Below are 19,232 nucleotides of genomic sequence, written 5' to 3' on the forward strand. Positions count from 1 at the left end.
CGAAACGATCTTCGAAAACAGCTTCAAGGGGAGGGAATCCTTATCGTTGGTGCAGCCCATGTAGGACGCCGCACCTTAACGCACCACTTGCCTCCCGCACCCCCATCCGCCAAAGCCCGCGCGTGACCCAGCCCGTGACAAAGCCTCTTAGCTTCCAGCGCATGATCCTCACGCTCCACGATTACTGGAGCGAACACGGATGCCTGATCCTGCAGCCCTATGACATGGAAATGGGCGCGGGTACCTTCCACACCGCCACGACGCTCCGCGCGCTCGGCCCGAAACCGTGGAACGCCGCATTCGTCCAGCCCTGCCGCCGCCCGACCGACGGCCGCTATGGCGAGAACCCCAACCGGCTGCAGCATTACTACCAGTATCAGGTCATCCTGAAGCCATCCCCCGCCAACCTCCAGGAACTCTACCTCGGCAGCCTGGCCGCGATCGGCATCGACATGCTGAAGCACGACATCCGCTTCGTCGAGGACGACTGGGAAAGCCCGACGCTCGGCGCCTGGGGTCTCGGCTGGGAGGTCTGGTGCGACGGCATGGAGGTGACGCAGTTCACCTATTTCCAGCAGATGGGCGGCTTCGACATGAAGCCCGTCGCTGGCGAACTCACCTACGGGTTGGAGCGCCTGGCAATGTACATCCAGGACAAGGACTCGGTCTACGACCTCGCGTTCAACGACGCCGGCGTGACCTACGGCGACGTGTTCCTGGAGAACGAGCAGGAGATGTCGAAGTGGAACTTCGAGATCGCCGACACGGACTCGCTCTTCGACCAGTTCCGCAAGCACGTAGCGGAATGCGAGAACAGCCTCTCCGCCAAGCTCCCGATCCCAGCTTACGAGCAGGCGATCAAAGCCAGCCACATCTTCAACCTGTTGCAAGCACGAGGCGTAATCTCGGTAGCCGAACGCCAAGCTTACATGGGCCGCGTCCGAGACCTAGCCAAAGGCGCCTGCGCCGCTTGGATGGACAAGCACGGATGGGCAGCATGAGCCTCCATCCTTCCTCCCCTCCCGCAAGCGGGAGGGGACCGAGGGGTGGGCACGCGCTCACCACCATCGATACGCTAGCCATGACGCTCTCCATCCCCGCGCCACGTTCCACGCAAATGCTGCGCATGGACGGGCCGGGCGCCCACCCCTCGATCCCCTCCCGCTTGCGGGAGGGGAGGTGAAGACATGACCGACTTCCTCCTCGAACTCCGCTCCGAAGAAATCCCCGCCCGGATGCAGTCCAAGGCGCGTGACGATCTCGCCAAGCTGTTCACCGCCGAGCTCGCCAAGGCCGGCATCGCCACCAGCGCCATCCTCACCTACGCGGCTCCGCGCCGCCTGACGCTGATCGCGCGCGACCTGCCGCTCGAGACCGCTGCCGTCTCCGAGGAGACCAAGGGCCCCAAGACCTCGGCGCCCCCCCAGGCGCTCGAAGGCTTCCTCCGCAAAACCGGCCTCACCCGCGAGCAACTTTTAGACCGCAACGGCACGCTGTTCGCGGTCACCGAGAAGCCCGGCCGCGCCACCGCCGCCGTGCTCGCCGAGGCGATCCCTGCGATCGTCCGCGCGTTCCCGTGGCCGAAGTCAATGCGCTGGGGCGACGCCTCCGCCAGCACCGAATCGCTCCGCTGGGTCCGCCCGCTGCAAGGCATCGTCGCGTTGCTCGGCGGAGAGATCGTGCCGTTCGAGATCGCCGGCATCGCCAGCGGCGCCGCCACACTCGGCCACCGCTTCCACCACCCGTACCAGATCACGATCGGCGGCGCGCACGACTATGTCGAGAAACTGCGCGCCTGCCATGTCATCGTCGACCACGATGAACGCGCCACGCTGATCCGCGACCACGCGCGCGAAGCCGCGATGCAGGCTGGCCTTGAACTGATTGAGGACGAGGGACTCGTCGCGGAGAATGCAGGCCTGACGGAATGGCCGATTCCGCTGCTCGGCCAGTTCGACCCCGCGTTTCTCGACGTCCCGCCCGAGGTGATCCAGCTCACCGCGCGCGTGAACCAGAAATATTTCGTCTGCCGCGACCCGCAAGGAAAACTGGCGAACGCGTTCGTCTGTACCGCTAACATCGCCGCGCACGACGGCGGCGCGAAGATCGTCGAGGGCAACCGCAAGGTCCTCGCCGCGCGGTTGTCGGACGCGAAGTTCTTCTACGACACCGACTTGAAGGTCCCGCTCGAAGAGCAGGCCGAGAAGCTGTCGAAGATCGTCTTCCACGAGAAACTCGGCACCGTAGCCGACAAGGTCGACCGCGTCGCCAAGCTCGCCCGCTGGCTGGTAGAAGAGGGCATAATCCTCCCCGGAACGGGGAGGGGGACCAGCGAAGCTGGTGGAGGGGGCGCGCCACGAAGCGGAGCGTCCGCGGAGAACCCCCTCCACCCTCAGCCTGCGGCTGACGGTCCCCCTCCCCTTGCAGGGGAGGAATTGGCAGACCTCGCCGACCGCGCAGCCCGCCTCGCAAAGGCAGACCTCGTCACCGGCATGGTCGGCGAGTTCCCCGAGCTGCAAGGCCTGATGGGCGGCTACTACGCCGCGGCACAGGGCGAGCACCCATCCGTCGCCACCGCCATCCGCGACCACTACAAGCCGGTCGGCCAAGGCGACGACGTCCCCACCGACCCGGTAACGGTGGCCGTAAGCTTGGCGGACAAGCTGGATAGTCTGTTTTCGTTTTTCGCGGTTGGCGAAAAGCCGACCGGCTCGAAAGATCCATTTGCTCTGCGTCGTGCTGTGCTCGGCGTGATCGCGCTCGTCATCGAAAACGATCTGCGCCTGTCGCTTAATTCGGCGTTCGCTGTCGGCAACAGCTTGGTGGGTAGAACGCTCGCAGGTATGAGTATCTCAACCTATCCGTTGGCTCTGCGGTCGTTCGAAGATAAATATTTTGAGGCGCTAGATGCAGGTCAGCCCTTTGAACGCAGGCCTGATTTGATGTATTTTTCGTCCTATCACGATGTGCAATTTGCTCCGGCCATTTCCGCAGTTATCGACCAGTTTCGGTCTGCATTGGCATCGCCCAAAGTGGAAGCATCTGGTCTTCTCGACTTCTTCGCCGACCGCCTAAAAGTCCAGCAACGCGAAGCCGGCGTTCGGCACGACCTGATCGACGCGGTGTTCGCGCTCGGTGGCGAGGATGATCTCGTCCGCCTGCTCGCGCGCGTCCACGCGCTCCAGGCGTTCGTGACCACCGAGGACGGCGCGAACCTGCTCGCCGGCTACAAGCGCGCCGCCAATATCCTGAAGAAGGAAGCGCCGAAGGACGACGCCGCCTCTTCTGCTCCCATCCCTGAAAGGGAGGGGCCGGGGGTGGGTAGCCCTCGTGGGAACGCCGCGCTCGCCTCGGACCGACCCACCCCCAACCCCTCCCTTCCAGGGAGGGGCGAAGAAACGCTGTCCTACACCCCGGAACCCGCAGAGACTGCGCTGATGACCGCGCTCGACTCCGCCGAACCCCGCGCCACCGCCGCGATCGCGCGCGAAGACTTCGCCGCCGCGATGGCTGCCCTTGCAAGCCTCCGCGCGCCGATCGACGCGTTCTTTGATAGCGTTATCGTCAACGACTCCGATCCCGCCAAGCGCTCCGCCCGTCTCGCACTACTTGAGCGAGTCCGCGCCGCAGTGCACAACGTCGCAGATTTTTCGAAGATCGAGGGCTGACTGGGGTGGAAGTGCAGACGGCTCCCAGCGTCTGCACTTTCTATACTTCACTTTTGCCCCGCCCATAAAAACAAGCACTTAGAGGACCCGCGATGACCAAATATGTGTACCGCTTCGGCGGCGGTGTTTCGGATGGCGGCAAGGGCGACAAGAACCTGCTCGGCGGCAAGGGCGCGAACCTCGCCGAGATGGCGTCGATCGGCCTGCCGGTCCCGCCGGGCTTCACGATCTCGACCGATTTCTGCGCGGTCTATTACGACGAGGGCGGCCAGTTCCCGCAAGGCCTGCGCGACGAGGTCGCCACCGGCCTCGCGCACATCGAGGGCGTCACCGGCAAGAAGTTCGGCGACCCCGCCGACCCGCTGCTCGTCTCCGTCCGGAGCGGTGCCCGCGCCTCGATGCCGGGAATGATGGACACCGTCCTCAACCTCGGCCTCAACGACCAGACCGTCGAAGGTCTCGCCGCCAAGTCCGAGGACGCGCGCTTCGCGTGGGACAGCTATCGTCGCTTCATCCAGATGTACGCCGACGTCGTCCTCGAACTCGATCACGGCGCGTTCGAGGAAGCGCTGGAGATCGCCAAGGAAGACCAGGGCTTTACGCTCGACACCGAACTCTCGGCCGACGACCTGCGCAAACTCGTCGTGGAGTATAAGGGCCTCGTCGAGAAGCTCTGGGGCAAGCCCTTCCCGCAGGACGTCCACGACCAGCTCTGGGGCGCGGTCGGCGCGGTGTTCGGTTCCTGGCAGTCGGAGCGTGCGAAAGTCTATCGCCGCCTCAACGACATTCCCGGCGGCTGGGGCACCGCGGTCAACATCCAGGCGATGGTGTTCGGCAACATGGGCGACACCTCGGCGACCGGCGTCGCGTTCACGCGCGACCCGTCGAAGGGCGACCGCGCCTATTACGGCGAATTCCTGATCAATGCGCAGGGCGAGGACGTCGTCGCCGGCATCCGCACCCCGCAATACCTTACCAAGACCGCGCGCGAAGACGCCGGCGCCAAGCCCGCCTCGATGGAAGAGGCGATGCCCGAGGTCTACACCCAACTCGCCGACGTGTTCGACACGCTCGAAAACCACTACCGCGACATGCAGGACATCGAGTTCACGGTCGAAAAGACCAAGCTCTGGATGCTCCAGACGCGCGCCGGCAAGCGCACCGCCAAGGCCGCGCTGAAGATCGCCGTCGACATGGCCAACGAAGGCCTCATCACCCGCGAGGAAGCGATCCTGCGCATCGAGCCGATGGCGCTCGACCAGCTGCTCCACCCGACGCTCGATCCCAAGGCGCATCGCGACGTCCTGACCAAGGGCCTCCCCGCATCGCCGGGTGCAGCCTCGGGCGCGGTCGTGTTCGACGCCGATGCCGCCGAGAAGAAAGCCGCCGATGGCGTCGCCGTGATCCTGGTTCGCACCGAGACCTCGCCCGACGACATCCACGGCATGCACGCCGCCAAGGGCATCCTGACCGCACGCGGCGGGATGACGAGCCACGCGGCTGTGGTGGCGCGCGGCATGGGACGCCCCTGCGTTTCGGGCGCCGGCACGCTCTCCATCGACGCCAAGGCGAAGATCATGCGCTGCGGCGGTCGCGAGGTGAAGGAGGGCGACCTGCTCACCATCGACGGCACCACCGGCGAAGTGATGATCGGCGCGGTCGCGACCGTGCAGCCGGAGCTGTCGGGCGATTTCGCCACGCTGATGGTGTGGGCCGACGAGGTCCGCCGCCTCAAGGTCCGCGCCAACGCCGAGACCCCCGAGGATTGCCGCGTCGCGCGCGAGTTCGGCGCCGAGGGTGTCGGCCTATGCCGCACCGAGCACATGTTCTTCGAGAGCAGCCGCATCACCAACGTCCGCCAGATGATCCTGGCGAGCGACGAGAAGGGCCGCCGCGTCGCTTTGGAGAAGCTGCTCCCCGAACAGCGTAAGGATTTCACCGAGATCCTCGAGGTGATGGCCGGCCTGCCGGTGACGATCCGCCTGCTCGATCCGCCGCTCCACGAATTCCTTCCCCACGAGGAGTCCGAGTTCGCCGAAGTCGCGACCGCGGCGGGCGTCGACGTCGACACGCTCAAGCGCCGCGCGGCGGAACTGCACGAGTTCAACCCGATGCTCGGCCATCGCGGCTGCCGTCTCGGCGTGACCTATCCCGAGATCTACGAGATGCAGGCCCGCGCGATCTTCGAGGCGGCGGTCGATGTCGCCGAGAAGTCCGGCGCGGCCCCGATCCCCGAAGTCATGATCCCGCTCGTCGCCACCCGCCGCGAGCTGGAACTGATGAAGGCCGTCGTCGACAAGGCCGCCCAGGCCGTGTTCGCCGAAAAGGGCCGCACGATCGAATATCTCGTCGGCACGATGATCGAACTCCCCCGCGCAGCACTCCGCGCCGGCGAGATCGCGGAAGTCGGCGAGTTCTTCTCGTTCGGCACCAACGACCTGACGCAGACCACCCTGGGTGTCAGCCGAGACGACGCCTCGCGCTTCCTCGGCGCCTATGTCGAGCAGGGCATCTACGCCAAGGACCCGTTCGTCAGCATCGACGTCGAAGGCGTCGGCGAACTGATCGAGATCGCCGCCGAACGTGGTCGCAAAACGCGCGCCGGCATCAAGCTCGGCATCTGCGGCGAACACGGCGGCGACCCCGCCAGCATCGCATTCTGCGAAAAGGTCGGCCTCGATTACGTCTCGGCGAGCCCCTACCGCGTCCCGATTGCTCGCCTAGCAGCGGCACAAGCGGCGCTGTCGAAGAAGTAAGCGCTACCCTCAATCAAGGCACCACCCCGGCGAAGGCCGGGGCCCAATTGGAACGTCCAGAGTAACGAAGGACCACCCCCGGTTACTCAACGCTCCCAATTGGGCCCCGGCCTCCGCCGGGGTGGTCGCTCGTTGGGTGAGTTATCGGAAACCAAGAATATTTCCCCGCGAAGGCGGGGACCCAGACTGGGCTCCCGCCTTCGCGGGAGAACAAGGGTCAGGGGCTAACCTACCCCCAAACCTCACCGACGCTGGTCGAAATCGAACCACCCACGCTTGGTCCCATCGGCGTTATACGCCGGCCGGGCATAAGCGGGCCGCGCCGCCGAAGCCGCACTCGGGTGCGCAACGGGAGCCGCTACCGAGCGATCATCGACCACGCGCCGCTCGACCACCGGCGCCGCAACCCGCGCCGCCTCGGCCGCCTTCACCAACCGAGCATTCTCCCGCTCGGCCTCGACAGCCCGCTTCTCCGCCGCCGCAGCGCGAACATCCCCATCCTTCTTCACCGAAGCATGTGCATCCCGCTCGGCCAGATACCGCGCCTTCCACTTCTTGCCCCCCGGATGACTCGCCAGTCCGAACAGCCAGCCGGCGACGAAAACCAGCGCAAGCGCCGCGAACTGCGTAGGTGTGGAAAACAACGGCATCGTAAAACCCTCCTGTTACGGGAGCTCAACGATCAGGCCGCCGAGCGGTTGCCTCAGGTCTTCAACAGCGCATCGGAGATCGAACACGCCGCCGGCCCGAGGATGACGACGAACAGCACCGGCAGGATGAACAGGATCAGCGGAATGGTCATGATCGCCGGCAACCGCGCCGCCTTCTCCTCCGCGCGCATCATCCGCTCGTTGCGGAATTCGCCCGACAGCACGCGCAGCGCAGACGCCAGCGGCGTGCCGTATTTCTCGGTCTGGATCATCGTCGTGACGACGCCCTTCACCGCATCCAGCTTCACCCGCTGCGCCAAATTCTCGAACGCCATCCGCCGATCGGTCAGGAACCCGAGCTCGATCGCGGTCAGCGTGAACTCCTCGCCAAGCTCCGGATATGCCCGCCCCAGTTCGCGCGCGACGCGGTGGAATGCGGCATCGACGGTCAGCCCCGCCTCCGCGCAGATGACCAGCAGATCGAGCGCGTCGGGAAGCCCCTTGCGGATCGCGTCCGAACGCTTCTTGATCTTGTTATCGAGATACAGATCCGGCGCTTTGTAGCTCAGGATGAACGTCATCGCGACGAGCCCGTATTTCTTCAGCGGCCCCCAGGTCGCAAAACCATCGGTGCCGTACACCCAGTACAGCATCGCCCCGCCCAGCACGATCGGCAGCACGAGCCGGCCGAAGATCACTGCCGGCGCCCATTCCTTCGATCGGATTCCTGCCTGCATCAGTTTCTGCTGGACCGCCTTGACCTGGCTGTCCTGCAGCATCTTCATCGACGACAGCACGCCGCGCATCCTGTCGGCGGTATCGTTGCGCTGGACCAGCTTGGCACGGCGCTTGGTCGACGCGGTGATGCCCGCCTTCAGCTGTTCGCGGCGGTCGTTGAGCGCCTTGACGCGCTTGGTCATCGGGTCGTGCACCGTCGTTACCGCGTAGATCGCGACCATCACCGCGAAGGCGGCGACCCCCGACAGGATCGTCGCGACCCAGAGTACGTCGATCCCCAGCAGGGTTGGTCCGGCAGTCGTGCCCATCATGCGCCCCTAAATCTCGAAGCTGATCATCTTGGACATGATGAAGGCGCCGATCGCCATCCACACGATGCCGCCCATGCCGATCGCCATCAGCCGCTCGTCGATGAAGAAATTCTGCATATACTTGCCGTTGATCACCCAGATCATTCCGAACACGATGAAGGGTAGCGCGCCGATGATGTACGCGGATGCCTTCGATTCCGACGACATCGCCTTGATCTTCAGCTTCATCTGGCCGCGCATGCGCAGCACGTTGGACAGGTTTGCCAGTGTCTCGGCCAGATTGCCGCCGGTCTCGCGCTGGATCGCGATGGTGATCACGAAGAACTGGAACTCCGGGGTGCCGAGCCGATCGGCGGTTTCCTGAAGCGCCGCATCCATCGTTCGGCCAATCTTCATCTTGTCGCTGACCGAGCGAAACTCTTCGCCGACCGGGCCATCCACTTCCTGGCCGACCACACCGATCGTCTCGCTGATCGGCAGTCCCGAGCGGAGTCCACGCACCAGCAGGTCGATCGCATCGGGAAACTTCGTCGTGAACTTGCCGACCCGCCGTGCGATCGTCTTGCTCACGATGAATTGCGGCAAGCCGACCCCGATGAACAGGCCGACGAACAACGCCAGCAGGATCGGCAGCCCCTTGAGGATCATCAGCAGCGCAATGACCAGCGCAATGATCGCGGTCGCCATGCCATATTGACCGACGGTCCAGGTCTTGCCGGTCATCGCCAGACGCTTGGCGAGTTGAACGGGGTTGGGCAGGATGCGCGTGAACGCAACGTCCATCTTCGTGTTGCGAGCGGTCGCGATGCGCCGCGCCTGCGCTTCGGCCACGACCAGCGCATCGCCGTGGCGTTCCCGCAGCGACGCGATCCGTCGGGACTGCGCGCGGCTGGCCGACGGTCCCGCGAACGCGAACGCCACCATGCCGAGGACCACGACGGCACCGATCATCACCAACAGGAACGGCAACATTTCCATCGCGACCTAACGCCTCCGTCTTGTCGATATGCGGACTGGACGCGAGATCGTCACTTGGTCTTCGCCGTGCGCTTGGGAAGCAGGCCCTTGAGCTCGCCGAACTTGCCCATCAGCGACTTGCCCTTCGCTTTCACGCCATCGGTCGCGGCATCCGGAACGGCGGTAGCCAGAGCGGTCGCCAACGCCAGAATCGGCGCGATCGTCTTGGAGGTCTTGCCTGCCTCGACGATCGGTTTCCCCAGCTTGGCCGCCTGGGCCGCAAGCTTCTGGTCGAACGGCACCAGATAATCGATCTTGCGCTCGATCGAGCCTTCGAAATCCTTGCGGCTGATTTCCAGCTGGCCGCCGGCGTGCACCCGGTTGGCGAGCACGAAGATCTGCGTCTGCGGCGCGTTCGTCTTCATCCACGAGAGGATGCGGATCGTGTCGCGTGCCGACGCGAGCGTCAGTTCGGTAACGATGACGCCGAGCTGAACCTCGCTGATCAGATGCGGATGCTGGATGAGCATCGCACGCGGCAGGTCGACGACGGTACATTCGAACGCCGACCGCATCTCCTCCTGCAACTGGTAGAAGGCGGAGCCGTCGGTGATCAGCGGCGTGTTGATCGGCGCCTCGGCACTGAGCACCGACAGCTTGTCCGACGCCTTGACCATGGCGCGCTCGATGAACAGTCCGTCGATCCGGCTCGGATTGTCGATCGCGTCGGTCAGGCCACGACCCGGCTCGAGATCGAGACCGAGCGCGCCGGTTCCGAAATGCACGTCGAGATCCAGCAGGGCGGTGGCGCGGTCTTCCTTGTCCGCGAGTAGCCAGGCGACCGAGGTCGCGATCGTCGATGCGCCGACCCCGCCCCGCGTACCGATCACGGCAATCGCGCAGTGCGGGCGATCAGGCGATAGCTCGACGTGCTTCGGCGCGTTCAATAGCGTTTGCGCGTGACCGAACGCCTCGCGCAGCATGTCGGGATGCAGGGGCTTCAGCAGATAGTCCTGGATTCCGCTGGCAACGAGATCGCGGTACAGGCGGACGTCGTTCACCTGCCCGGCGGCGATCACGACGGTACCCGGCTCGCACACTTCGGCGAGGGCGCTGATGTCATTGATCGGATCACCCGATTCGGCGAGATCGACGAACAGGATCTGCGGCGAGGCGGATACCGACAGTGACTGGATCGCGTTGCGCAGGCCACCCTTGTGGATCTTCTCGACGGCCCAGCCGAGTTCGCTGGCGATCGGGCGCAGCGCCTCGGCCGTGATTTCGTCGCACACATAGGCCGTGAAGGGCTCGCGGTGCGCGATGCCGCCCGGTTTCCAGGGTGCGTTCATCACTTGCCTCCCGTGCTGGCGGCGGTGAGACCGGCGGCGCCGGTGGGCGTCTTTTTGCGATAGGTATCGATCGCCTTGTACGACAGCGCGGCGTCGGTGGTCTCGGTGCCCGGCGCACCCCGCACGAGGTCGGCGGGATTGGCGATCATCGCCGCGAGGTTGCGATTGATCGCGCAGCCATAGTTGGACGAGGTGTTCGATTCGAACTCATTGGTGGAATCGCGCGACCAGTCGGGGCAACGCGGTACGGTCGCGCGCATGCGGCTGACCACCACGCGGATCGAGCCCGGCGTCACGGGAGCGGGCGTCACGGCCGGATCGGCGCTGAGCAACAGGCCATAGCGTGAAATAACCGCCGATACGGCGTCACGCGCGCGAAACCCTTCCGCAGCGGGATCGTCGATCGTCACGCGGTCGCCATAACCGAGCCGCATCGTCTCGACCCAACCTGCCAGACGGTCCGTTTCGCCCGCGGCGAGCGCGCCGCCGGCAAGGCTCAAGTCCAGCGCATAGTCGGTACGGCTGACGACCGGTTGGTGAACCGATTCGAGGCCGCGATTCTCGGTGCCCGCGCAGCCGCTGAGCAGCAATGCGGCGACAAGAGGCGCTAGGATCGATTTGGTGATCATCGGATATCCTTGGTGCGTTGCGTGGAAGCGCGGCTCAATTCGAGAAGCCGGGAGCGGGCACGACGCCCTTCTTGGACCTGGTGCTGGTCTGGGTGTCTGTAGCGGGCATCGCGTCGTCCTGGGCGCGACGACCTTCGCCGCGTGGCACCGGCAGTATCGGGGCGACCGCGCCGATCGATGGCGAAGCGTAGGTCGATGGCGCGACCGTCGGTACCGGTCGCTTGCCGCCGCCGCCCGTGCTCAGCGTACCCAGCAAAACCCTGTCGAGATCGCTTGGTGCCCGCGCACCATCTGTCGGCAGCGCGATGTCGCTGGCGTTGTTGACCGGCTTCACCAGATACGGGGTGATGACGATCACCAGCTCGGTCTCGTTGCGCTGGAACGCGTTGGACCGGAACAGCGCGCCGATGATCGGCAGGTTCGATAGCCCCGGTGTCTTGTCATACGAATTATTGTGGGTGTTGGAGAGCAACCCGCTGATCATCATGCTCTGACCCGAACCAAGCTCGACGGTCGTCTCGGTGCGGCGGGTCGTGAGGCCTGGAACCCGCGTCCCGCTAACGCTCACCGCGTTCGAATAATCGAGCTGCGACACTTCCGGGCGCACCCGCAGAGAAATCCGTCCATCCGACAATACCGTGGGCGTGTAAGCGAGGCTGACCCCGTATTGCTTATATTCAACCGAGATCGTGCCCAACGCCTGTGCCAAAGGAATTGGGATTTCGCCACCTGCGAGGAAGGTCCCCGTCTCGCCCGATAATGCCGTGAGATTGGGATTGGCGAGCGTCGTCACTTGCCCGAGCGTTTCGCCCAGATCGATTGCGCCAAGCAGGTCCATGCCCAACAGCCTGCCCGCCAGCCCTATTGTCGAGCCGATCGCGGCCTTGGCCGGAAACCCATACAACGTATCACCGGGGCGCGCGCCGTTAGCATCGACGGCTGCGCCCGGCAGGTTGGGAACGCCCGGAACGGTCGTGATTGTGCCTTGGCGACCCTGCGCGATGTTGAACAGGAAATTACCCGAGCCCCGACTCGTCAGGTTAACGCCGATATTCTTGACGAAGCTCCGGGTGACTTCGGCGATCCGCACCTGCAGATTGACCTGCAGCGGCGTCGCCGTCTTGAGGCGTGACAGCACCTTGGTCGAGTCCCCGACGAACGCCTGGACCAGGCGTTCCGCTTCGGCCGCATCCTCGGGCGCGAGTACGGTTCCGGTCAGCAGGATCAGCCCGTTCATCGGCGTCGCGACGACCTGCGCTTCGGGCATCGCCAGCCCGAGCATCTGCTGCACCGAGTCGAGATTGTTGCCGACCCGGATCGTCGCTGCATAGACCACGCCGCCGCCCTTGGTCGTCGCCGAGATGGTCGTTTCACCGGTTTTCTTGCCGAACACGTAAAGCTGCGTCGGCGAGCGAACCTGGACGTCCGCGATCGTATCGTCGGCGACGAACAGGTCGGTCATCGGCCGCGCCAGTGTCACCATGCGGCCGCGGCCGGTGTTGATCTGGACGATGGGGGATCCCGATGGAGCGGTCGTCGGCCGGGCGTGCTGTGCCAGCACCGGGACGGCGGCCGCGGCGGCCGCGGCCAACGCCATCGCCAGTGGCCAGCCGAGGCGCGTCCTTGGAGGCGTGGGTGCAATACGCATCTTAATTCTTCCCCCCGACCGGAACGACGGTCATTGCGTTGCCGCGTGCGACCCGCACGACTGGGCCTTGCACCGCGACCGCGCCGCTCGGCCCACCCGGTCCGATTGGCATGCCCTGCATCGCCTGACCGGAATTGGCCTCGACTGGTTTGCCGGGTACGCTGCTGCGCTGGTAGCGCGAGACGTCGGCGCCCGTTTGATAGCTCGAAGCCCCCCCCTGGGGTTGGCTCGCAAGCCGCCCCATCATTGCCTTTTCGGCCTTCGGATCATTGCCTTCGGGCACCTTCACCGCTCCCGATGCGATCGCCTCTTCGAGTTCGGCGGAATTGTCCGCGATCGAGCGCAATGACAGCGACAGCGTGCCGAGCGTCTGCGCGACCGCGACCTGCTCGGCCATCTTCGGCGTCGCTTCGATCGTGACATTCGAGAAGGTCTGGACCTTGGTCTTGCCGTCCTCGCCGACCAGATTGTCGGTACGCTGGTCGGTCGCGAGCACGCGGATGTTGCGCATGATCGTTTCGGACACTTTCAGCGGCTGACCCTCGCCGCCACCTGTGACGGTCTGCGTCAGGACGAGATCGATTCGATCGCCGGGAAACACGAACCCCGCGACCGCCGCCTGTGCCGAGACGGGGACGGTGACCGCCCGCATGCCGGGGCCGAGGGCGGCGGCGAGGAAGCCGCGGTCGCCAGGCTTCACCAGGGCTCCCTGCGTTACCGGCTGCCCTGCAGTGATGATGCTGCGCACCACCGTGCCCTGCAGCGACTGGAGGTTGGTCTTGTCGCGAAGATAATAGGCGTTGCCGACCAGTTCCTTGGGCCAGGGCTGAAACTTCAGCGCGGTCGCATCGAGGATCGTGCCGACCGGCAGCGAGCGGGTCGCGACCAGTACTTCGGGGCCGTCGATGACCGGCGCGGCCATCACGACGGCGCCGGCTTGCGGCGCAGAGCTGCCGGCAATCAGCGTTCTCGCAAAGAATGCCGTGATGCCCGCGACGATCAGCGCGCCAACCAGCAATATGATCTTACGACTGTCCATGACTAGTTCGTGCCTTTCAGGCGCCGGTATTTTGCTTCGGCGTTAATCATGACTGAAACTGATTAAGGAGTGGTTCGCGCAGCGCGAGCAGCCCGGCGAACGCTATCGCCACGCCGTAGGGGACCTCGATCTGCCCCGAAGTATTCTTGATGCTGCGCTCGATCATCATGACGACCGTCACCACGCCGCCGGCGATCGACATCACCATCAGCATCGACAGGAATGCGGGGAACGGCAGCCACAGCGCGAGCGCGACGATCAGCTTGACGTCGCCGCCGCCCATCATCCCGAAATGGAACGCGACGAGGAAAACCGCGAACACCGCGAGCGCCGCGCCGATCTGCAACGCCATGTCCGGCCAGATGTCGAGCCCGCTGGCATACCACCAGAGCGGTGCCAGCAGCGCGACCGTGGCCGTCTTCCAGTTGGCGATCTCACGCGTGCGCGCATCCTGGATGCCCGCGGAGACCAACAGGCCGCCGAGCACGAGAATCAAAATTGGTTGAGCAATGTTCCACCCCATCGGCTAAGCCCTAACGGAGATGGCTTTCGAAAAAGTAACCGTCCCGAATGTGCCGGCATTCGGCCCCGTCCGCCGCGCGATCCCCGTCGATGCGCAGGTCGGTTATTGGGCTGCACCTGACGGTTGGAAACTGCGCCGTTTCGACTGGCCCGCGGTGAACCCGCGCGGCCGATTGCTGTTCCAGACCGGCCGCGGCGATATCTTCGAAAAGTATCTCGAGACGTTCGCGCACCTCCATGCACAGGGGTGGTCGGTCACCGCGTTCGACTGGCGCGGGCAGGGGGGATCGGGACGGTTGTCGCCGAACCCGCATGTCGGCCATGTCGGCGACTACGGTATCTACGACGCGGATCTCGCCGCGTTCTGGGCGGGATGGCGTGCGGAGGGCACCGGACCGTACGTCGTGCTCGGGCATTCGATGGGTGGCATGATGGTCATGCGTGCGCTCGCAGCGCGCTCGATCGATCCCGACGTGGCGATCCTCGTCGCACCGATGATCGGGCTGAAGTCGCCGATCGGTGCGAGCATCGCCGCCTGCATCGCACGCTGGATCGCGGCGCGCGGGGATCCGATGCGCGCGGCATGGCGCGGCAACGAACGGCCCGGTGCGGTTACGTCACGCCGGTCACTGCTGACGCATGACGATGACCGGTATGCCGACGAACGCTGGTGGCAGGACCGGCATCCCGAACTGGTGCTCGGACCGCCGAGCTGGACCTGGCTTGCGCACGGTTTTGCCGGTGCGGCCGCGCTCTCATCGGATCCGCGAATCGAGACGATCGAGACGCCGGTGCTGATGCTGCTGGCCGACGCCGACAAGCTGGTCGATCCGCGCGCGGCGTTGCGGCTCGGCGCGCGTCTGCCCGATGCGCAGATCGTCCGGTTCGGTCCCGAGTCGGCGCATGAGATTTTGCGCGAGGCGGACGGTGTGCGTGATCGTGCGCTGGCCGCGATCGATTCGTTCCTGGCGGCCGTCGTGCCCGCACGTCGGTGACGCCGGTCTACGACATCGTGATCGTCGGCGCGGGGATGGCCGGTGCTAGCCTCGCCGCTGCGATCGGATCGCGCGCCAGTGTGCTCGTACTCGAAGCCGAGGATTCACCCGGCTATCACGCTACCGGACGCTCGGCGGCATTCTGGTCGGAAACCTATGGCGGCCCCGATATCCAGCCGCTTACTACCGCCTCCGGTCCCTTCCTCGAGGCTGGCGGACACCTGGCGCCGCTCGGTTCGCTCCACATCGGTCGTGCTGGCGACGAAGCCGCGATGGACGCGTTCCTCGCGGAGTTCGCAAACAGCGACGTCGTCCTCGAACGAGTCGATCCGGCGGCATTCGTGCCCGGCCTTCGCCCCGAATGGATGCTCGGCATACAGGAAGCGAGCTGCGCCTATATCGACGTCGCCGCGCTCCACGCCGAACGCATCGCCACCGCACGTCGCGCGGGTGCGGACTTCGTGACCGATGCCGCGTTCGTCGCCGCGCGGCGTACCACTGGTGTCTGGACCATCGATACGAAGGCCGGGATTTTCCAGGCGCGCACGCTCGTCAACGCCGCCGGCGCCTGGGCCGACGACGTCGCGGCGCGCGCGGGCGTCCGTCCGCTCGGCTTGACCGCCTATCGCCGCACGATGGTGCAGCTCCGGACCGATCCCGGCGCGCCCGAGGGCCTGCCGCATATCGCCGACATCGCGGGACGCTTCTATTTCAAGCCCGAGCCCGGCGGCCGCCTCTGGCTCAGTCCGCACGATGAGACGCCGACCGCTCCGTGCGACGCCGCGCCTGAGGAAATCGACATCGCGATCGCGGTCGACCGGTTCGAGCATGTCGTCGACTGGCGCGTCGCCGCGGTCGAGCGAAGTTGGGCGGGCCTGCGCACGTTCGCGCCCGACCGCCTGCCGATCTACGGCTTCGACCGCGACGTTCCCGGCTTCGTCTGGTGCGCGGGGCAAGGCGGTTTCGGTATCCAGACCGCTCCCGCCGCCGGATTGCTGGTCGCCAGCCTCGTGCTGGATACGCCCCCCGATCCGGCGGTCGCAGCGATCGATCCGACCCGGTATTCCCCCAACCGATTCACCCGCGGCTTCTGATCGGCCAAAACTCGGTCCAACCGTTCGAGTCGCGGCAATATCGACAGAGAAGAGCACTCTTTCAGGACCTGCGGATGGCCATCGGCCGTGCCGATCCTGCACAATTCGTACACCAGAATGCAGCATATATCGGGACTTCATACCCGAGAACCTGACAGCTCTTGCTTTTCCAAAAGCAACAGGAATGATTTAGTCCGTGAAACTAAAGCAATGTTAATTTATTTTCCTGGTTAAGCAGTCATCCACCATCCGTAGGCGGCGCAAGTTCATCGGTTTCACGCGAAACCTGGGCGGACCGGGTCGTCGGCATCGCGTCGTTGTTGAGAGTGTAAAGATCATGGACGAACTCTTCGTGGGAAGTGCTGTTTCGACGATAAGCGCGCGTGGCGAACTGGTTCTTCCCGAACATTTCTGCATTACGATACAAGCACGGCAGGCGCGCGAAGACCTGTTCATCGGCCTTCACGCCGAGGATCCGTGCCTGTTGGTCTACGATCGCCGCGGCGTCGCCGAGCAGCATGGCGCCCTGGCGGAACCGAGCAGCGACCGGACGTGGGAAAGCGGAACGCGCGATACGCTGCTCCGGCGCAAGCTCGGGTTCGTTGCGCCCGCGCAGATGGACGGCAAGGGTCGGCTCCGTATCGCCTCGTGGATGCGATCGCGGCGAGGTGTGCGCCAGCGCGCGCTGCTGGTCGGCATGGGGCGCCATTTCGAAGTCTGGAACCTCGACCAGGTGCTCGAACAGGGGCCGGGCGACCTGATCGTGCTGGCCGCGCTGCATCTAGATTCGCTTAAGTTCGCATCGCCCACGATCAAGGAGGATCATCATGAACCTGCTATGTCACGCCTCGGGGCACGTCGCCGCGCCGCTCGTCCTGGAAAACCAGGGGTTCCTGTTCAGCCGCTGCCAGCGGTGTCGCCACGACCTGATCCGCTCCGCATCGTCGGAAGCCGATAGCTGGACAGGGGTTCCCGAGGGCTTGCGCGTGGCGTGGCGCTCGACCGACGTGTCGGCGTTCGACCAGCCGTCATGGGTGCAGCGATACTGGGAACGCGCGCGTGACCGTAGCCAGCAATCGACCGTCGCAGTCACCGATGCGGCGCAGGTCGCGCTGGCGATCGTCGGCTGGCATGCTACCGACGCCGTCCGCCGCGCAAAGGCAGCGACGCTCGCCGCGTATCGCTCGAGCCGCCAAATTATCCGCCTGCCACGCCCGACGCCGCGCCCGGCAAGGCCGTCGCATGCCGGGATCGTCATCATCAACCTGACGATGAACCGCGACTCGTATGCGCGCGACGCAGGGCATGCCGATACCCAGTTCGGCGACATGATCGGCGCGTAACGCGAGACACGTCCCCGGCGGAGGTCGGGGTCCAGCAGGATACGGCGCTAGGGGAGGGCGATGCGCCGTGGCCTCCACATCCCGCTGGACCCCAACCTGCGCCGGGGACGTACCGAATAGCCTAGCGTCGCCCCGCCGCCACCGCGGCATCGCTCGCCAGCTTGTCGGCGCGTTCGTTCTCCGGGTGCCCGGCATGACCCTTGACCCATTGCCACTCGATCTTGTGCCGTGCCACCGCGGCCAGCAGCGCATGCCACAGCTCGGCGTTCTTCACCGGCTTCTTGTCGGCGGTCTTCCAGCCGTTGCGCTGCCAGCCCTTCACCCATTTGGTGAGGCCATCCATCACGTATTTGCTGTCGGTATACAGCGTCACCGCGCACGGCCGGGTCAGCGCGTTGAGCGCCTCGATCGCCGCGGTCATCTCCATCCGGTTGTTGGTCGTCGGCGTCTCGCCGCCCGACAATTCCTTCTCGTGCGCGCCCATGCGGATCACCGCCCCCCAGCCGCCTGGGCCAGGATTGCCCTTGCACGCGCCGTCGGTGAAGATCTCGACCTTGGTGATGGAAACGGGAGCTTCGTCAGTCATGCGAATAGATCGTCCTTGCGATACGCCTCGAACCGCCGCCAGTACGCCAGCGGATCCTTGCGCGTCACCAGCGCATCCGCCGGCGTGTTGAGCCAATCCCACGCGCGCGTCGCCAGAAAGCGAAGGCACGCGCCCTGCGCCAGCACCGGCAGTGCGGCCCGCTCGGCGGCCGACAGCGGATGCCGATCCATATAGCCCGCGACCAGCGCCCTGCCGACTGCGGCGTCATAATTCCCGCCCTGCGCATCGAACGCCCAGGCGCTGTGCAGGATCGCCAGATCGTACGCACGGATGTCGGTGCACGCGAAGTAGAAGTCGATCAGTCCCGTCACCCGGTCGCCGAGCATTAGCACGTTGTCGGGAAACAGGTCGGCGTGGATCACGCTGCGAGGTAGGTCGACAGGCCACGCCGCGACTACCGCATCAGCTGCCGCATTCACCGTATCGAACAACCCCGGCTCGATCGCATCAAGATCGCGGCCGCATTTCGCCAACAAGGCGCGCCAACCGTCAGGTCCCAGCGTGTTCGGCCGCACGCCGTCGAACCCGGCAAGGCTCCCATGCATCGACCCCATCGCGGCCCCCGCCGCATACGCCTGCGCCTCGGTCGGATGCGACACCGAAACGCCGGTGAGGAACTCGATCAGGCACGCCGGCCGCCTGCACAACTCGTGGATCAGCGCACCGCTGCGATCGGGCAGCGCGCGCGGCACCGGGTTGCCGTCGACCGCGAGATGATCGAGCATCGCCATGAAGAACGGCAGATCGTCCGCCGACACACGCTTTTCGTACAGCGTCAGGATGAACCGCCCGGTCGTCGTATCGACCAGGTAGTTGCTGTTCTCGACCCCCTCGGCGATGCCCTTGGCCGAGACGAGTTCGCCGTGATCGAACTTGGCGAGGAACGCGGTCAGCGCCTCCGCCGATACCTGCGTATAGACCGCCAT

At 65.3% G+C, this 19,232-nt stretch carries 17 protein-coding genes; 6 read left to right on the plus strand and 11 right to left on the minus strand.

Annotated features, from left to right (window positions below):
* Positions 1–161: 161 nt before the first annotated feature.
* The 3 genes from O6W96_RS15355 (at position 162) to ppdK (ending at position 6,424) form a co-directional block, all read left to right on the plus strand.
* Positions 162–1,001, plus strand: a complete 840-nt coding sequence (locus O6W96_RS15355; RefSeq protein ID WP_056047263.1) for a glycine--tRNA ligase subunit alpha — start codon at positions 162–164, stop codon at positions 999–1,001.
* A 186-nt stretch (positions 1,002–1,187) separates the two neighbouring features.
* The gene (gene glyS, locus O6W96_RS15360) at positions 1,188–3,668 is read left to right on the plus strand and encodes a glycine--tRNA ligase subunit beta (protein WP_353470372.1); all 2,481 of its coding nucleotides are present in this window, start codon (positions 1,188–1,190) and stop codon (positions 3,666–3,668) included.
* Positions 3,669–3,760: 92 nt separating this feature from the next.
* Entirely contained in the window at positions 3,761–6,424 is a 2,664-nt protein-coding gene (gene ppdK, locus O6W96_RS15365; protein ID WP_353470374.1) for a pyruvate, phosphate dikinase, read from the plus strand.
* 242 nt (positions 6,425–6,666) lie between these two features.
* Here ppdK and O6W96_RS15370 read toward each other — a convergent pair whose 3' ends face one another.
* The 8 genes from O6W96_RS15370 to O6W96_RS15405 are packed head-to-tail and all read right to left on the minus strand — an operon-like array spanning position 6,667 to position 14,268.
* Entirely contained in the window at positions 6,667–7,074 is a 408-nt protein-coding gene (locus O6W96_RS15370) for a hypothetical protein (protein WP_353470375.1), read from the minus strand.
* 53 nt (positions 7,075–7,127) lie between these two features.
* Positions 7,128–8,120, minus strand: coding sequence for a type II secretion system F family protein (locus tag O6W96_RS15375; protein WP_353470578.1), 993 nt, complete (start codon positions 8,118–8,120; stop codon positions 7,128–7,130).
* Positions 8,121–8,129: 9 nt separating this feature from the next.
* Complete coding sequence (locus O6W96_RS15380) at positions 8,130–9,101, minus strand: type II secretion system F family protein (RefSeq protein ID WP_353470376.1); 972 nt, start codon at positions 9,099–9,101, stop codon at positions 8,130–8,132.
* Between the two features lie 50 nt (positions 9,102–9,151).
* On the minus strand, positions 9,152–10,429 hold the full coding sequence (locus O6W96_RS15385; protein ID WP_353470377.1) for an AAA family ATPase: 1,278 nt from the start codon (positions 10,427–10,429) through the stop codon (positions 9,152–9,154).
* Positions 10,429–11,058 carry a CpaD family pilus assembly protein gene (locus O6W96_RS15390; RefSeq protein WP_353470378.1) on the minus strand — a complete coding sequence of 210 codons (630 nt, stop codon included), beginning with the start codon at positions 11,056–11,058 and terminating at the stop codon, positions 10,429–10,431. Before O6W96_RS15390 ends, O6W96_RS15385 begins: the two co-directional genes overlap by 1 nt.
* A 34-nt stretch (positions 11,059–11,092) precedes the next feature.
* Positions 11,093–12,706: a type II and III secretion system protein family protein gene (locus O6W96_RS15395; protein ID WP_353470379.1), complete on the minus strand. Its 1,614-nt coding sequence runs from the start codon at positions 12,704–12,706 to the stop codon at positions 11,093–11,095.
* A gap of 1 nt (position 12,707) precedes the next feature.
* A complete protein-coding gene (cpaB, locus tag O6W96_RS15400; protein WP_353470380.1) occupies positions 12,708–13,745 on the minus strand; it encodes a Flp pilus assembly protein CpaB in 1,038 nt (345 codons plus the stop codon).
* Between the two features lie 46 nt (positions 13,746–13,791).
* Positions 13,792–14,268, minus strand: coding sequence for an A24 family peptidase (locus O6W96_RS15405; RefSeq protein ID WP_353470381.1), 477 nt, complete (start codon positions 14,266–14,268; stop codon positions 13,792–13,794).
* Between the two features lie 19 nt (positions 14,269–14,287).
* Here O6W96_RS15405 and O6W96_RS15410 point away from each other — a divergent pair, with 19 nt between their 5' ends.
* Both O6W96_RS15410 and O6W96_RS15415 read left to right on the plus strand, forming a co-directional pair.
* Positions 14,288–15,262, plus strand: a complete 975-nt coding sequence (locus tag O6W96_RS15410; RefSeq protein WP_353470382.1) for an alpha/beta hydrolase — start codon at positions 14,288–14,290, stop codon at positions 15,260–15,262.
* A 35-nt stretch (positions 15,263–15,297) separates the two neighbouring features.
* Positions 15,298–16,356, plus strand: coding sequence for an NAD(P)/FAD-dependent oxidoreductase (locus O6W96_RS15415; RefSeq protein ID WP_435372235.1), 1,059 nt, complete (start codon positions 15,298–15,300; stop codon positions 16,354–16,356).
* Positions 16,357–16,594: 238 nt separating this feature from the next.
* Here O6W96_RS15415 and O6W96_RS15420 read toward each other — a convergent pair whose 3' ends face one another.
* Positions 16,595–17,137 carry a hypothetical protein gene (locus O6W96_RS15420; RefSeq protein WP_353470384.1) on the minus strand — a complete coding sequence of 181 codons (543 nt, stop codon included), beginning with the start codon at positions 17,135–17,137 and terminating at the stop codon, positions 16,595–16,597.
* 46 nt (positions 17,138–17,183) lie between these two features.
* On the opposite strand from O6W96_RS15420, the gene O6W96_RS15425 reads away from it, so the two are divergent.
* Positions 17,184–17,699: a hypothetical protein gene (locus tag O6W96_RS15425; protein ID WP_353470385.1), complete on the plus strand. Its 516-nt coding sequence runs from the start codon at positions 17,184–17,186 to the stop codon at positions 17,697–17,699.
* Positions 17,700–17,820: 121 nt separating this feature from the next.
* On the opposite strand, the gene rnhA is transcribed toward O6W96_RS15425, so the two are convergent.
* Together rnhA and thrB are read right to left on the minus strand one after the other, a co-directional pair.
* Positions 17,821–18,285 carry a ribonuclease HI gene (gene rnhA, locus O6W96_RS15430; protein ID WP_192145546.1) on the minus strand — a complete coding sequence of 155 codons (465 nt, stop codon included), beginning with the start codon at positions 18,283–18,285 and terminating at the stop codon, positions 17,821–17,823.
* Complete coding sequence (thrB, locus tag O6W96_RS15435) at positions 18,282–19,232, minus strand: homoserine kinase (protein WP_353470386.1); 951 nt, start codon at positions 19,230–19,232, stop codon at positions 18,282–18,284. The genes rnhA and thrB overlap by 4 nt, the downstream gene beginning before the upstream one ends.

Origin of the sequence: Sphingomonas faeni, assembly GCF_040407495.1 — a bacterium.
Lineage (GTDB): Bacteria > Pseudomonadota > Alphaproteobacteria > Sphingomonadales > Sphingomonadaceae > Sphingomonas > Sphingomonas faeni_D.